This is a genomic window from Azospirillum oryzae (genome assembly GCF_900177515.1).
In the GTDB taxonomy this organism is placed as follows: domain Bacteria; phylum Pseudomonadota; class Alphaproteobacteria; order Azospirillales; family Azospirillaceae; genus Azospirillum; species Azospirillum oryzae_A.
Window position 1 is genome coordinate 172,620 of sequence record NZ_FXAK01000010.1, and the last position, 15,973, is coordinate 188,592.

At 69.4% G+C, this 15,973-nt stretch carries 10 protein-coding genes; 5 read left to right on the top strand and 5 right to left on the bottom strand.

Annotated elements, in window-relative coordinates:
- Positions 1-13: 13 nt before the first annotated feature.
- The gene (locus B9N97_RS32600; RefSeq protein ID WP_167393466.1) at positions 14-5,575 is read right to left on the bottom strand and encodes a two-partner secretion domain-containing protein; all 5,562 of its coding nucleotides are present in this window, start codon (positions 5,573-5,575) and stop codon (positions 14-16) included.
- A 483-nt stretch (positions 5,576-6,058) separates the two neighbouring features.
- Here B9N97_RS32600 and B9N97_RS32605 point away from each other — a divergent pair, with 483 nt between their 5' ends.
- Positions 6,059-6,682: a ParA family protein gene (locus B9N97_RS32605; RefSeq protein WP_244561053.1), complete on the top strand. Its 624-nt coding sequence runs from the start codon at positions 6,059-6,061 to the stop codon at positions 6,680-6,682.
- 2 nt (positions 6,683-6,684) lie between these two features.
- Positions 6,685-7,422, top strand: a complete 738-nt coding sequence (locus tag B9N97_RS32610; protein WP_085091988.1) for a DUF3102 domain-containing protein — start codon at positions 6,685-6,687, stop codon at positions 7,420-7,422.
- Positions 7,423-7,429: 7 nt separating this feature from the next.
- Here the strand turns inward: B9N97_RS32610 and B9N97_RS32615 are convergent, their stop codons facing one another.
- Positions 7,430-8,005, bottom strand: coding sequence for a hypothetical protein (locus B9N97_RS32615; RefSeq protein WP_244561054.1), 576 nt, complete (start codon positions 8,003-8,005; stop codon positions 7,430-7,432).
- A 307-nt stretch (positions 8,006-8,312) separates the two neighbouring features.
- Here B9N97_RS32615 and B9N97_RS32620 point away from each other — a divergent pair, with 307 nt between their 5' ends.
- Positions 8,313-9,218: a LysR family transcriptional regulator gene (locus tag B9N97_RS32620; RefSeq protein WP_085092340.1), complete on the top strand. Its 906-nt coding sequence runs from the start codon at positions 8,313-8,315 to the stop codon at positions 9,216-9,218.
- 15 nt (positions 9,219-9,233) lie between these two features.
- Here B9N97_RS32620 and mmsB read toward each other — a convergent pair whose 3' ends face one another.
- The 3 genes from mmsB to B9N97_RS32640 all read right to left on the bottom strand — a co-directional run bounded on the left by mmsB (position 9,234) and on the right by B9N97_RS32640 (position 13,143).
- Positions 9,234-10,115: a 3-hydroxyisobutyrate dehydrogenase gene (gene mmsB / locus B9N97_RS32625; RefSeq protein WP_085091990.1), complete on the bottom strand. Its 882-nt coding sequence runs from the start codon at positions 10,113-10,115 to the stop codon at positions 9,234-9,236.
- A gap of 198 nt (positions 10,116-10,313) precedes the next feature.
- Positions 10,314-11,459: an isobutyryl-CoA dehydrogenase gene (locus B9N97_RS32635; RefSeq protein ID WP_085091992.1), complete on the bottom strand. Its 1,146-nt coding sequence runs from the start codon at positions 11,457-11,459 to the stop codon at positions 10,314-10,316.
- 184 nt (positions 11,460-11,643) lie between these two features.
- Positions 11,644-13,143 (bottom strand): CoA-acylating methylmalonate-semialdehyde dehydrogenase, encoded by a 1,500-nt coding sequence (locus B9N97_RS32640; RefSeq protein ID WP_085091993.1) that lies wholly within the window; start codon positions 13,141-13,143, stop codon positions 11,644-11,646.
- Between the two features lie 258 nt (positions 13,144-13,401).
- Between B9N97_RS32640 and B9N97_RS32645 the strand changes: the two genes are divergently transcribed.
- Together B9N97_RS32645 and B9N97_RS32650 are read left to right on the top strand one after the other, a co-directional pair.
- Positions 13,402-14,487, top strand: coding sequence for a ParA family protein (locus B9N97_RS32645; RefSeq protein ID WP_280174807.1), 1,086 nt, complete (start codon positions 13,402-13,404; stop codon positions 14,485-14,487).
- Positions 14,488-14,554: 67 nt separating this feature from the next.
- On the top strand, positions 14,555-15,955 hold the full coding sequence (locus tag B9N97_RS32650; protein ID WP_085092341.1) for a M20/M25/M40 family metallo-hydrolase: 1,401 nt from the start codon (positions 14,555-14,557) through the stop codon (positions 15,953-15,955).
- Positions 15,956-15,973 lie beyond the last annotated feature (18 nt).

Below are 15,973 nucleotides of genomic sequence, written 5' to 3' on the forward strand. Positions count from 1 at the left end.
TGATCGCGGCCCCTCAGTTCATGGCGCGATCCGGCAGGTCCAGGATGAAGTCGCCGCCTTCGTCGTAGCCGGCGGTGCGGATCACGCCATATTGCGGGGTCTGCGGCGCTTCGCTGGTCACGTCGGCGCGGACCTCCTGATACAGGCTGTAGCCGTTGCTGTCCTTCGGCAGGGCCAGCACCCGCTTCTTCAGCGCCACCGCGAAGGGGGAATTCACCTCGCCGTCGGCGACCGGCTCGTCGCCGCCCGACGACAGGGCCATGACGGAGCGGCGCTGCCGGATCTCCTGCTCGCTGGCGAGGCGGCTGGCGTCGATCTTCTGTTCCTTGGTGAAGGCGCCGGAATAGCAGCTGTCCGACACCACCATCACATGCTTGGCCGGCATGCGGCTGAGGAAGCGGCCGATGTCGTTGTTGGACACCCAGTTGCGGGCGCTGGTCGTCTCCGCATCGGCCGGCAGCCAATAGCCGGTGCCGGTCTCCGCCAGTTCGTAGCCGTGGCCGGCGTAATAGACCATCACCTGATCCTGCTCGCCGACCTCGCGGCCGAGCTTGCGCAGGGCCTCGCCGATCTGCGCCTTGGTCGGGTTGCGCAGGGTCCGCGTCTCGTAGCCGAGATGGTCGTTCAGCGCCTGCGCCACCGCCTTGATGTCGGCCTCGGGCGTGGCGAGCGCCGGGATGGCGCCGTCGCGGTAGCTGTCGACCGCGATCATCAGGGCGATCTTGCGCGGCTTCGGCGGGGCGGCGGGATCGGGGGAGGCGGTGGCGCTGTCGATGGCGATGCGCTGCTCGGTCGTCTTGCCGGCCTCGTCGGTCATGGTCAGGGTGGCTTCGGTCGCCCCCGGCTCCACCGGGATGCTGGTGCGGAACTGGCCCTTCTCGTCGATGAAGACCCAGCGGCCGTTCACCCGCGCCTCCGCCAGGTTGGCGCTGTCGGCGACGATGCCGCGCAGGGTCATGCTGCCGCCGCGGGTGCGGCCGCCGCGCGCCTGCTGCAGGCTGGGCGGGGCCGAGGCGGCGGTCGGCCGGCCGAACATGTCCGCCGCCCGCGGGTTCGCCACCAACTGCCGCAGCGCGCCGGCGAAGGCCTGGGTGCGCTGCTCGCGCTCCACCCGCTGGACCATGGCGAGGTAGGTGCGGGCGACCTGGGGCGGCAGGTTGGCCTGGGTCACCGCGGCGCGCACCTGGGCATAGCCGCCGGGCTGGCCGGACGCGCTGTTCTGCAGGATGCCGCCGACGCGCACCGCCACCGGATCGCCGCTGGCGGTCAGGCCGCCGATCAGGGTGGGGACGGGAACGCTGGCCAGCACCGCGCGCTGTTCCGGCAGGGAGAGGCTGCCAGTCGAAAGGCTCGTCACCGCCTGGACCATGCCGCCGCTGCCGGCCGCCTGGATGAGGCTGCCGGCCGCCGCCTGCACCTGCGGCGCGGCGAGAAGCTGCGGCCCCGGCTGCGACAGGGTGGCGCCGGAGGCGTAGGCCTGCGTCGCCTCCGCCGTAAAGGTGACGGAGCGCCCGGACGGCAGCACCACCGTCGCCGGGGCGGGCGGCGGCGGCGGTGAGGTCGGGCCGTTGCCGGCCGGCTGGGTGCCGCCGGAGGACTGGCCGCCCTGCCCTGTCCCTTGAGCGGTCTCCTGCCCTGTCCCTTGGCCGGTCCCCTGCTCCAGTGCCGCCAGGAAGGTCTGCGGGGTGGCCGCGGTGGTCGGGGAGCCGGTCGATGGGCTGGTCGTGGTGCCGGTCGTGGTGCCGGTGTTCGTTGCGGTCGAGCCGGTGGCCGTCGTCCCCGTCGGGGTGGATGCGATCTGCGCCACCGTCTGCAGCACCGTCTGCACGGTACTGCTGCCGGTCGCGGTGGACGGGGTGGTCGACGGGGATGTCGTGCCGGTTCCGCCGGTGTCCGTTCCAGACGTGTCGGTGCCGGTGGTCGGCGTGCCGGTTCCGTCTCCGCCGTCAGTGCCGGGGGTGGTCGGCGTCGTGGGCGTCGTCGGCGTGGTCGGCGTGGTCGGAGTGGTCGGGTCGTCCGTGATCGGGGGCGTCACCGGTGGTGTAACCGGGGGCGTCACCGGCGGAGGGGGCGGCGGAGGGGGCGGCGGCGGTGGTGGCGGGGGAGGCGGCGGAGAGCTGCTGATCACCACGTCGCCGTTGCTGTACAGCGCCGTCGCCTTTTCGCCGGTTCCGGCGGTGCCCTGCAGGGACACCTCTCCGCCGCCGGCCGCGATGCGGATGCTGCCGCCGGTGTCGGCATCGAGGCCGATGCCGGCGACATCGTAGGTGACGGCCGATGCGCCGGCCTTGCCGGTGATGGCGATGCCGCCGGACGAGGCGATCGTCGCCGAGCCCTGGATCTTCACGCCCCACGCCTCGTCCGCGTCCGCCTCGGTGGCGTCACCGTCGATCAGGATCGCATCGGATGCCGAGGAGCCGGAGCGGACGACCGGATTGCCGCCATCGGCGGAGGCGATCAGCACGCCGGCGTTCCAGCCGTAATAGGACAGCGCTTTGCCGCGGATGGCGATCTTGCCGGTGCCGGAATCGATGGTCGATGCGCCGATGATCGATACGCCATGCCCCTCGTTGTCATACCCGGAGCCTTCCCCCCGGATGGAGATGGCGCCGCCGCCGGAAGCCAGCGTGCTGGTGTCGAGCGTCACGCCGGCCGTGCTCGTCCAGTTGCCGGTCGCGGGCGAAAGCAGCGGGTCTTCCCCGCCGCCCAGGGTGATGGCGCCGCCAAGGGTCTGGATCGAACTGTGATCCAGAAGCAGGGAGCCTCCACCATAGCTGTCGCGGTAACTGTTGAGGACCACCGGCGCCCCACCGGTCGTAAGGGTGCCATTCACGAACTCGATGTCCTCCCCGGCCTTGAGCGAGGCTTCACGGCCGGAGGCGAGGGTCGCATGGTCCATGATCAGGTTCTGCCCTGCATCGATCGTGAGCGATCCCGCATGGGAGGACAGAGCCGACAACTCCAGCAGGATATCGCTGCGCCGCCCCTGATCGCTCCGAAGGGTGATGGGAGCGTCGCCGAGAACGGTCAGTGACGAGGCGCCGAGGATGCGGATGGAATCATTTCCGTCGTAGGCCTCGCTGGCGCTGGCGCCTCCGGTGCCGTTGACGGTGATCGCGCCGCCGGTGCTTTGCACGGTGGCCTTCTCCAGCACGACACCGACATTCTCGCCGGAATGCGACTGGACGGAACAGGTCCAGTTGCCTTCCGGGCAGTCCCACCGGAAAATGCCGTCCCAGCCCCCTTCACCCGTCAGGATGATGGGGCCGCCCGCCGTGGTCACAGTGCTGTCGTAGATCGAGATGCCATGGTTGCCGCCGCTCAGGTTCGAGCCGCCGGTGCCGGCCAGGGTGATGGCTCCCGCACCGCCCGTTTCGATGGTGGCGTTCTGGAGCCGTATGCCCATTCCATGATCGCTGCCGAGAAGCTGGATTTCGGGACTTCCCGAGGATCCCGGGCTGCTGGCCGCATCGCTGTCGCCGCCCGTGCCGGATATGGTGACGTCGCCGCCCGTACTGCGAAGCGTGGAACCGTCGATCAGGACACCGACATTGTCGCCGCTGTGCAGCCCGGCGGGGTCGGTCGCCACGGTGAAGCTGTTGCTGCCGCCGCTGCCGGTCAGGGCCATCCTGCCGGTCGTGGTGGTCAGTTGGCTTTGATACAGCCGGATGCCGTACATGCCTCCGCCCAGGTTTTCGCCGCCGGTCCCGTTGATCGTGATGTTGCCGGCGCCGGTTCTGACATCGGCATAGCTGAACCCGACCCCGATGCCCTGGGCGTCGTCGGAAGGAGCGGCGGCGGCGGTGGTCGATGGGGCCAGACCGCCGCCCACGATGAAGGCGCCGCCGTTGGTGGCGATGGTGACGGGGCTGGCGGAGGTTCCGGCCACCTGGACCGTGCCCTTGCCGATCCCGGTGGCGGAATTCAGCGTGACGTTCAGGGCGCCCGCGGTGGAGGTGATGCTTTTGAACACATAGATGTTGCGGTAGGCCTTCAGCGTCAGCGAGGCGTCGCCGCCGGACGATTTCAGGATGGACTGGTTGACGGTGATGTCGCCGGCCTCGGACCCGGTGGTGTCGGTCTGCAGCGTGACGCTGGTGCCGCTGTTCAGCGAGGCCTGGATCTCGGTGGCGGTGATGGTGCCGCCGGTGTCCGCCACGATGATGTTGGTCGGGTCGAGCAGCCAGGAACCGCCCTTCCCTACTCCCGCCCCCGCATCGACCCTGCCCCGCACGTGCAGCGACAGCTTGCCGGAGGTCTCGACGAAGCCGCCGTCGCCGCCGGCTGCACCGCCGCGGGCGGAGATGGCGCCGTCGAAGTGCGTGGTGCCGTCGGCCCACACCACCACCTTGCCGCCCTTGCCGCTCTGCGTGGCGTCGGCCGCGATGGTGGCGCCCTGGGCCACCATTGTGTCGGTGGAGGGCGGCACCGGCTTGCGCGCCGGGCGGATGTTGTAGCCGGCCAGCGTGGCGGCGGTCGCCTTGCCGCCCTGCACGTCGCCGCCGATCAGCACCTCCCCGCCCCCGGCGGGACCGGAAGCGTCGATGCGCGCCGTGGCCGCCAGCGTCGTGCGGTTGCCGGAGACGGTGACGGAACCGCCGGTCTGGGTGGGCCCGTTGCCGCCGGCGTCGAGCGTGCCGGACACCTCGACCTCGCCGCCGTCGCCGAGCAGGACGATGTCGCCGCCCTGCTGCTCCACCCGGCGGGCCTGCACGGTGCCGGACATGTTGACGACGCGGTCGACCAGCCCCCTGGCGGCGCTTGCCGTCATCTGCACCCGGCCGCCGTCGGCGAAGATCTTGCCGCTGTTGCTGACCAGCGCATCCACCGGCTTGCCGTTGGCGCCGACGGGACGCGCATCGGTTTTCGCATCCACCGCGATGTTGATCTTCTGGTCGCCGAACAGGTCGACGACGAAGCGCCGGCCGGACGCCAGCGTCACCTCGCCCAGCCGGGCCTGGATGGTGCCGCGGTTGGCGACGCCGGGGGCGACCAGCGCCGCCAGCCCCGCCTCGGCCACCGTGATGGTGCCCTCATTCTCCACCGTCGCGGTGGAACCGGCGCGGCCCTCGAACCGGTAACGGCCGGCCATGAAGTCGTCGTTGCGGATGTCGTGGGTGGTGGCGAGCAGCCCGCCCACATCGACCTGGGCGTTCGGCCCGAACAGGATGCCGTTGGGGTTGACCAGCCAGACCTGCCCGTTGGCGGTCAGCCGCCCCAGGATCGCCGACGGGTCGGGACCGGTGACGCGGTTGAGGGTGATGGAGCCGGCGTCGGGCTGCTGGAAGTTGGTGTGCTCGCCCTCGCGGATGCCGAAGCGCTGCCAGTCGATCACCGCCCTGGAGGTCGACTGGATGACATCGAGCCGGCCGGGGGCGGTCGACTGGATGGTGGCGGCGCCGTCGGTGACCACGCCGCCTTCGGGATTGGCCAGGGCCGGGAGGGGCAGGGCCGGAGTCAGTGGGAGGGAGGTGATCGCGGCGACGATCGCGAAGCGGGCCGCACCCGCCAGCGCCGTGCTGTGGCGCAACGCCGTCCGGTGCCGCGCCATGCCGAACACCCCTGATACTCGCATCACCGATCCCATCCTCTCGCCGCCCCGGAAATCCGAAGGGAAGGCAATACGCTGTCGTAAACCAATGGATACGAAACATTTTAGCGACCGGACGGCTGCACGGAAATACCGAAAGTGGTGACGGAATGTTTCGTACCGGCAACAGAGTGGGGGCTTGCCGTCGCACCGGAAGCGTTACCGGTAACGGATGTCGGTAACGGACCTGCGGCGGCAGGCGTTACCGGTAACGGTTTTCGCGGTACAGAGACGGCCTATTTCCATGGCGCAGGTATCGCCTTTGCCCTTTCGAGCCGGCCGCCGATCCGCTAATAAGAAGGCCATCAAGTAGACTGGCACGCGATGCAGGGGAAACAGATGGCCGATCCGACCGCCGTCGCCACGAGGAAGTCTGCGGGCAAATCGACAGGTAAATCAAGCGGCAGACAGGCGGCCCAAGGCGCCGGAGAGCCGGTAAAGCCAGCCGCGCCGAAGCCCGCGCGTTGGGTGGTGTACAGTGCGCCGAAGGGCGGCACCGGCAAGACCACCAGCTGCAAGAACACCGCCGTCGCCGCGGCCAAGGACGGCATGCGGGTGGCGACGCTGGATTTCGATCCGCAGCGCACGCTGGGGCAGTGGCACGAGCTGCGCCGGCCGCACGACGTGGCGGCCATCGACCATTATGAAGGGACGCTGGACGAGATCGACGCCGCGCTGGCCCAGATCGACCCCGCCCGCTATGACGTGGTGTTCATCGACACGCCGCCGTCGGTGGAGCTGTACCCGGAGGCGACCAAGATCCTGCTGCGCCGGGCCGATCTGGTGCTGGTGCCGACCGGGGTCGGGCGTTTCGACAAGATGAGCGTCATCCCCTGGATGGAGTTCCTGCGCGATTACGGCCGCCCCGCCGCCTTCCTGCTGAACCGGGTCAAGCGCCGGTCGGTCAGCCTGCGCGAGGCCAAGCTGGAGCTGGGCCGGGTCGGCCGGCTGGTGCCGCACGAGGTGCCGGACATCGAGGACATGCACCGGGTCGACGATGTCGGCTGTTCCATCGTCGATGTCGGATCGGTCAACGGCGCCGACGAATGCCTGGGCGCCTGGTACTTCATCCGGCACGAGCTGGGGATCTGAAGATGGCGAATGTGAAGTCCTTCATGAAGAAGGTGGCGGAGCAGGGCAAGGCCGCTCCCCCGCCGGCGGCCAAGCCGGAGGTAGCGTCTACCCCTGTGCGGTCAGGGACGGCGGTGGCGCCGTCGAAGGCGGACCGCCGGGCGTCCGACATCAGCGACGCCATCGTGCCCTGCCACACCCGGCAGGAATTCGCGCAGGAAATCCGCTATCACTGGAACCGCAGCCGCAAGGAATTCCTGTCGATCGGCCGGTATCTGAACCGCGCCAAGGAAATCCTGCCGCATGGCGACTTCGAGGCGATGATCGAGAGCGACATGCCGTTCTCGGTCGAAACCGCCTTCCGGTTCCGTGCGGTGGCGGAGGCGGTGGACACCGGCCGGCTGTCGCTGGAGGTGCTGCCGGGGGCGGAAAGCGTCGCCTACCAGATCGTCACCATGACGCCGGACGAGCTGGAGCGCGCCAAGGCACAGGGGCTGATCCGTCCGGACGTGACCCGCCGCCAGCTGATCGACTTCAAGCGGTCGCTGCGCCCGCCGAAGGACGTGACGCCGAACGATCGGCGCCGGCAGCTGATGGCCGAATATGCCCGGCTGCGCGCCCGTATGGCGGAGGTCCGCGACGAGCTGCGCCGCGACCATGGCATCGATCCGGAGCATGACCATGGCCGGTCCGGCCGCACCGGCGTCACCATCGACGTCGAGGCGGAGGACATCGGTCCCGAGGCGGATGGCGAGGCCTGACCCGGCTTCAGTGGCCGTGCGACGAATGGGGGGCGATGCCGTTCCGGCTGCCGCTGCGGCCGGGGGAGGAGCCGCCGCTCAGCAGGTCGGTCAGCGCGCCGAAGTCGCGCTGGAAATTGCCGAAGAAATCGACGCTGCCGCCATTGCGGGACGCCCGCGCGGCGGAGGCCGTCGTCTCGTGGGCCTCGCTGTGGCTGGATCGGCGGCTGGCGCTGCGGGTATGACGCTTGGGGACCTTCGGCTTGCGCAGCGGCGTGACCGCCGGCGGGGGAGGGCCATCCGGTAAAGCGGCGGTTTCCGGTGCACTGGCGAAGGCGTCGTTGCACAGGCCGCTGTCGGCCGCCCGCTCCAGGCGGTTGGGATCGAGAATCCAGCAGTCGAGGGCGTCGGTCTGCGGCCGCTTCGGCGCCTGTATGGCCACCGCGACCGGCTTTGCCGGGGCGGACGCCACCGGTTCCGGAGGAGCGGGGGCGGGCAGGGGGCTGGCGGTCTCCGGCGCATACAGCAGCGGTTCCGCGGCAGCCGGTCCCGCTACGGAATTTGCGCAAAGGGCGGCAAGCAGGGCCGCGAGTGCCGCCGCCATCACCATCCCGCTTCCGGTCGTCGTCCGACCCTCGCCCGGCATCCTCCGCCCTTTCGATCATCGCGCTCGCGTCTCTCAACAGATAAACGCATCAGCGCGCCTGTTCGTCCGCGCGAAATGGGGGCGGTGTCCGGGAGACGCGGTACTCCTTCCGGGCGGGCTCTTTCGGCGGTGGGGCTGGCCCCGAATTCTGGCGCGGGGTGCGGCTTTGTCGCAGGGGTGGGTTGGCGCTCTTGTCAGGCGGGCGGGTTGGTGGGACAGTTCGGCCCCTGTTTCCCCAGCGAGAATGGACGGCGGCGCCGGCGACATGGCCGATTTCAACTGGAACGACCTGCGCTTTTTCCTGGCGGTGGCCCGGGCCGGCACGCTGACCACGGCGGCCCAGCGCCTGCGTGCCGATCACACCACGGTCAGCCGCCGCATCACCGCGCTGGAGGATGCGCTGCGCGTCACCCTGTTCGAGCGCCGGCCCAGCGGCTTTACCCTGACGCCGCAGGGCGAGCGGTTGAAACAGACGGCGGAGGTGATGGAGAGCGCGGCGCTGCTGGCGCAGGGGATGGTCGCCGACGGCGATCTGGCGCTCGCCGGCGCGGTCAGGATCGGGGCGCCGGACGGCTTCGGCAGCTGTTTCCTGGCGCCGCGGATCGGGGCGCTCTGCGAACGCCATCCGGAGCTGGAGGTGCAGCTGGTCGCCATGCCGCGCGTCTTCAGCCTGTCCAAGCGCGAGGCCGACATCGCCATCAGCCTGTCGCGCCCGCAGGAAGGGCGGCTCTATGCGCGGAAACTGACCGATTACCGGCTGGGTCTGTACGGCACCTCCGCCTATCTGGAGGCGCGGCCACCGATCCGCAGCCGCGCCGACCTGCGCGGCCATTCCTTCATCGGCTACATCGACGACCTGATCTTCGCGCCCGAGCTGGACTATGTCGAGACGATCGGGGAGGTGGCGCCGCGGATCAAGAGCAGCAGCCTCGTCGCCCAGCTGAAGGCGACGCTGGCGGGGGCGGGGCTGTGCATGCTGCCGGCCTTCATCGCGGCCGGCGAGCCGGATTTGGTGCAGGTCTTGCCGGAGGAGGTGACGATCACCCGGTCCTTCTGGCTGATCGTGCATGAGGATCTGCGCTCGCTGGCGCGGATTTCGATGACCGCCGACTATATCGCCGATCTGGTGCGGCGGGAGCAGGCGCTGTTCCTGCCCCCGCCGACCATTTGATTGGCCGCAGCCTGATTACCCTTCGCCGCGCAGCATGCGGATGATGCCGGAGAAGTCGGTGCCGCCTTCGCCTTGCGCGTTCATCATGGCGTAGAGCTGCGCCGCCGCCGCGCCCAGCGGGGTGGGGGCGCCGGCGCTCTGCGCCGCTTCCTGGGCCAGCTTCAGGTCCTTCAGCATCAGCGCCGCCGCGAAACCGGGCTGGTAGTCGCGGTTGGCCGGGCTGGCCGGCACCGGGCCGGGGACCGGGCAATAGCTGGTCAGCGACCAGCACTGGCCCGAGGAGGTGGACGACACGTCGAACAGCGCCTGATGCGACAGGCCGAGCTTTTCCGCCAGGACGAAGGCCTCGCAGACGCCGATCATCGAGATGCCGAGGATCATGTTGTTGCAGATCTTCGCCGCCTGACCGGCACCGGCGCCGCCGCAATGGACGATCTTCTTGCCCATGGCTTCCAGGATCGGGCGGGCGCGCTCGAAGGCGTCGGCTTCGCCGCCGGCCATGAAGGTCAGCGTGCCGGCCGACGCACCGCCGACGCCGCCCGACACCGGCGCGTCGAGCGAGGCGGCGCCTTGCTCCGCCGCCAGGGCGTGCGCCTTGCGGGCGGAATCGACGTCGATGGTCGAGCAGTCGATCAGCAGCGTGCCCGGCCGGGACACCGGCACGATGTCGCCATAGACGCCCAGCACATGGCGGCCGCCTGGCAGCATGGTGATGACCACCTCCGCCGCCGCGGCGATGGCCGCGGGCGATTCGCCGATGGTGACGCCGGCCGCCTTGGCCGCGTCGATGGCGGCCGGCACGAGGTCGTAGCCCACCACCTGATGCCCCGCCTTCACGAGGTTCGCGGCCATCGGGCCGCCCATGTTGCCCAATCCGATGAAACCGATCACCGCCATCGTCGCGTCTCCCGTTGCTTTGGTTTTTATATCGCCCTCTCCCGCCCCGGGAGAGGGAGGGGACCCGCCGGAGGCGGGGAGGGTGAGGGGGAATGCAAGTAACCATGCGGTTCGGAATTCTTGCGCTGCCCCTCACCCTTCCCATGCTCCGCATGGGCCCCTTCCCTCTCCCGGGGCGGGAGAGGGAAACAATCCTCGTTACGCCATCCGCCTGATCTCGCTGCGCGAGACGATCAGGCGCATGATCTCGTTGGTGCCTTCCAGGATCTGGTGGACACGCAGATCGCGGACGATCTTCTCCACGCCGTAATCGGCCAGATAACCGTAGCCGCCGAACAGCTGCAGGGCGTTGTTCGCCACCTCGAAGCCGGTGTCGGTGGCAAACCGCTTCGCCATCGCGCAGAGGCGGGTGGCGTCCTCGCTCTTCGCATCCAGCGCCGAGGCGGCGCGGTGGACGAAGGTGCGGGCGGCCTCCAGCTCCGTCGCCATGTCGGCGATGCGGAACTGCAGGGCCTGGAAGCGGTCGAGCGACTGGCCGAAGGCCTTTCGCTCGCTCATGTAGGTCAGCGCCTTGTCGAGCGCGGCCTGGGCGCCGCCGATGGAGCAGGCGGCAATGTTGATGCGGCCGCCGTCCAGACCCTTCATGGCGAACTTGAAGCCCATCCCCTCCTGACCCAGCAGGGCGGATGCGGGGACGCGGGCGTCCTCCATGATGACCGCGCGGGTCGGCTGGGCGTTCCAGCCCATCTTGTGCTCGTTGGCGCCGAAGGAGAGGCCGGGGGTGTCCTTGGGGACCAGGAAGGCGCTGATGCCGCCGGGGCCGTCCTCGCCGGTGCGGGCCATGACGAGGTAGAGGTCGGAACTGCCGGCGCCGGAGATGAACTGCTTGGCACCGTTCAGGACGTAGCCGTCGCCGTCGCGGACCGCCCTGGTGCGCAGGGCCGCGGCGTCGGAACCGGCGTTGGCCTCCGTCAGGCAATAGCTGGCGAGCCATTCCATGGTGCAGAGCTTCGGCAGCCAATAAGCCTTCTGCTCGGCATTGCCGAAATTGTCCACCATCCCCGCCACCATGTTGTGGATGGAGATGTAGGAGGCGATGGTCGGGCAGCCCTGGCTCAGCGCCTCGAAGATCACCACGGCGTCGAAGCGGCTGAGCGCCGACCCGCCATGGTCCTCCGACACATAGATGCCGCCCATGCCGAGTTCGCCAGCGGCGCGCAGCGTGTCGACGGGGAAATGCTTCTTCTGGTCCCACTCGACGGCGTTCGGCGCCAGCTCGTCGCTGGCGAAGGACAACGCCATGTCGCGGATGGCGACCTGGTCTTCGGTCAGTTCAAAGGACATGCGTCACCTCCTCGAAGTTCCCCTCTCCCGTCCCGGGAGAGGGAAGGGGCCCGCCGCGAAGCGGTGGGAAGGGTGAGGGGGGATCCGAGGAGCCATGCGGTTCTTGATTCTCGGTGTCCCCCTCACCCTCCCCACTTCGTGGGTCCCCTCCCTCTCCCGGGGCGGGAGAGGGAAGGATACCTCATCAATCCATGGTCGGAATGACGAAGCTGGCGCCTTCCTTGACGCCCGAGGGCCAGCGGGAGGTGACGGTCTTGGTCTTGGTGTAGAAGCGCACCGAATCCGGTCCGTGCTGGTTCAGGTCGCCGAAGCCCGAGCGCTTCCAGCCGCCGAAGGTGTAGTAGGCGAGCGGAACCGGGATCGGAACGTTGATGCCGACCATGCCGACATCGACGCGGGACGCGAAGTCGCGGGCGGCGTCGCCGTCGCGGGTGAAGATCGCCACGCCGTTGCCGTACTCGTGGTCGTTCGGCAGGGCCAGCGCCTCTTCGTAGCTATCGGCACGGACGACGGAGAGGACCGGGCCGAAGATCTCCTCCTTGTAGATGCGCATGTCCGGCTTCACCTCGTCGAACAGGCAGCCGCCCATGTAGAAGCCGTTCTCGTAGCCCTGCATGCTGAACTCGCGGCCGTCGACCGCCAGCTTGGCGCCTTCCTTGACGCCGAGATCGACGTAGGACTTCACGCGCTCCAGATGCTCGCGCGTCACCAGCGGGCCGAAATCGGCGCTGCTGTCGGTCGAGGGGCCGACCTTCAGGCCTTCCACCCGCGGGATCAGGCGGTCCATCAGGGCGTCGGCGGTCTTCTTGCCGACCGGCACGACGACGGAGATCGCCATGCAGCGCTCGCCCGCCGCACCGTAGCCGGCGCCGATCAGCGCGTCGGTCGCCTGGTCAAGGTCGGCGTCCGGCATCACCAGCGCGTGGTTCTTGGCGCCGCCGAAGCACTGCACGCGCTTACCCGCCGCGCAGCCGCGGTTGTAGATGTATTCGGCGATCGGGGTGGAGCCGACGAAGCCCACCGCCTTGATGTCGCGGTCGTCGAGGATGGCATCGACCGCCACCTTGTCGCCATGGACGACGTTGAGGATGCCCGGCGGCAGGCCGGCTTCCAGCATCAGTTCGGCCAGCTTGACCGGCACGCCCGGCGTGCGCTCCGACGGCTTCAGGATGAAGGCGTTGCCGCAGGCGATGGCCGGGGCGAACTTCCACATCGGGATCATCGCCGGGAAGTTGAACGGCGTGATGCCGGCGACGACGCCCAGCGGCTGGCGCATCGAATAGATGTCGATGCCGGGGCCGGCGCCGTCGGTGAACTCGCCCTTCAGCAGGTGCGGGATGCCGCAGGCGAACTCCACCACCTCCAGCCCGCGCTGGATGTCGCCCTTGGCGTCGATGATGGTCTTGCCATGCTCCAGCGACAGCAGCAGCGCCAGCTCGTCATAGTCGCGCTGGACGAGGTCGAGGAAGCGCATCAGCACGCGGGCGCGGCGTTGCGGGTTGGTGGCGGCCCAGCCGCGCTGCGCCTCCTTGGCATTCTCGACCGCGGCGCGCATCTCCTCCACGCTCGCCAGCGGGACGCGGGCGCGCACCTCGCCGGTCATCGGGGAGTAGACGTCGGCGAACCGCCCCGACGTTCCGGAAACCAGCTTGCCGCCGATCAGGTGCTGAAGTTCGGTGGTCATCCTATTGTCCTCCCTCGGGATTGTTTGTCACCATGTGGACCTGTGCGGCCCTTCGAGGCGACCCGAAACTTTGCGCATCGGTTGTGCAGGAATGCGGCAAGCGCCCCCCGATGGCCGTCCGCAACCCCCGAACGTGTGGGGAGACTTGGACGCGTCCGGCGCTTATAGTGCGCCCGCGCTCCAGCCACGGGAAACCCTGGTCCAGGACAAAGGGTGCGGGGCGGGGGACAGCCGCAGAAACGGCGAAGCGGAATGGACATGACCAGCCACGATGACGTCTTCGACACGCCAGAGACACGGCAGCCGACCATTTTGTCGGTCTACAACCAGAAGGGCGGCGTCGGCAAAACGACCACCTCGGTGAACCTCGCGCTGGCGCTGGCGGCGCTGGGCAAGAGCGTCGTGCTGATCGATTTCGACCCGCAGAGCAGCGCCACCAGCAACTTCCTGCTGCGCGACAAGGCCAAGGTCGGCATCAACGACCTGCTGCGCAAGGAAACCTTCGTCGAGGACGCCATCACCCCGACCGCGTTCGACGGGCTGTCGATGATCGTCGGCGCGCGCAAGCTCTATTCGCTGGAACATGCGCTGGACAGCCGCGGCGGCTCGCAGCGGGGGCTGCGCAAGGCTCTGCACTTCTCGCGCAACCCGCCGGACTATGTCGTCATCGACTGCCCGCCGGCACTGGGCCATCTGGCGGCCGGCGCGCTGGCGGCGTCGGACCGGCTGATCGTGCCGGTGTTTCCGGGCCGCTATGCGCTGGACGGGCTGCGGCGCACCCTGCAGGTGGTGGAGCATATCCAGAACGGGCTGAACCCCAGCCTGGCGCTGGCCGGCATCCTGATGCTGTCGATCACCAACGACGAGGTCGGGCGTGAATCGCTGACCCAGCTGCGCAACGAGTTCCCGGAGCAGATGTTCCGTACCGCCTTCCCCTATGACGTGGACGTGGTAAAGGCGACCTACCGCCGGATGCCGGCAACGATCTTCACGCCGGACGGGCGGACGACGGCCCGGTTCGCGGCGCTGGCCTGGGAAATCGTCCATGGCCGCGGCAGCGCGCCCGACGACGCCCAGCTGAAGCCGGCGCTGGAGCGCATCCAGGCGTGGCACGAGGCGACCGACACCTCCTACAGCGCGCGTCGCGCGTCGTCGATCGACGAGGGCGAAGAGCCGGGCGGCGGGGGCAACGGGGCGCGGCAGGCGGAACGCAATGGGGCACGGTCGGGCGGCGGGATGGGGGCGGGGCTTGTGGGTCTGCTGATCGGGCTGCTCGCCGGCTTCGCGCTGGGGGCGGCGGTGGGGCAGCCGATTTTGGGCAGATTGCTGGGGCTTGGAGGGTGAGTGGTTCCCCTCTCCCCCGTGGAGAGGGGAACGGGTGGATCGCGTGGTCAACAAGAAGAGGGCTGTCATGCTTCCTGTCGATGCCGTTCTGCGCAAGGTGGACGAATCCTTCGAAGAGTCGGTCGGCCGGCTTTGCGAGCTGCTGCGCATTCCCTCGGTCAGCACCGATCCCGCCTATGCCGGCGAGGTCCGGCGCGCGGCGCGCTGGTGTGCCGACAGGCTGACGGCGATGGGGTTCAGCGTCACCATCCATGACACGCCGGGCCATCCCATCCTGGTCGCCCATCATCCGGGGCCGCAGGGGGCGGAGACGCCGCATGTGCTCTATTACGGGCATTACGACGTGCAGCCCGCCGACCCGATGGAGCTGTGGAACAGCCCTCCCTTCGATCCGGTGATCGTCGAGGCCGAGCGGGGCCGCCGCGTCGTCGCCCGCGGGGCCGCCGACGACAAGGGCCAGACCATGACCTTCATGGAGGCCTTCGAGGCTTGGCATGCCGTCCACGGCTCCATCCCGATCCGCGCCACCGTGCTGCTGGAGGGCGAGGAGGAGACCGGCAGCCCGTCGCTGCCGCGCTTCCTGACGGAGCATGCGGACGAGCTGCAGGCCGACTTCTGTCTGGTCACCGATACCAATGCCTGGGACGTCGACACCCCGGCGATCACCACGCGGCTGCGCGGCCTGCTCTATCTGGAAGCGACCGTCACGGGCCCGAGCCACGACCTGCATTCCGGCCTGTTCGGCGGCGCCGTGCCCAACCCGCTGAACGTGCTGAGCGGCATCCTGGGCCAGATCCACGATGCCGACGGGCGGGTGCGCTTCGACGGCTTCTATGACGGCGTGCGCGAGCTGCCGGACGAGCTGCGGGCGCAGATCCGCGGCCTGCCGCTGGACGAGGCGCAGTTCCTGGGCGCGCTCGGCCTGACGCGCAGCCATGGCGAGGCGGGGCGGACGCTGCTGGAGCGCATCTGGACCCGGCCGACCTGCGACATCAACGGCATCTGGGGCGGCTATACCGGCGAGGGATCGAAGACGGTCATCCCGGCCAAGGCATCGTGCAAGCTGAGCTGCCGCCTGGTGCCCGGCCAGGACCCGGCGGCGGTGGAGGCGTCGGTCCGGCGCTTCTTCGAGGAGCGGCTGCCGGCGGACTGCACGGTCAGCTTCCGCAGCTTCAGTTCGTCGCCGGGGATCGAGGTGCCGACCGACACGCCGTGGATGCAGGCGGTGCGCGGCGGGCTGAAGGAGGCGACGGGGCGCGACGGCGTGCTGATCGGCGGCGGCGGGTCGATCCCCATCGTCGGCTGGTTCCGCGAGCATCTGGGGTTGGACACCATCCTGGTCGGCTTCGGGCTGGACGACGACCGCATCCATTCGCCGAACGAGAAGTTCGAGCTGAAATGCCTGCGCAACGGCATCCGCAGCCATGCGGCGATTCTGGGGCGTCTGGCGGCCGGGCAGGCGGGCTGAGATGGTCTGACAGGGTGG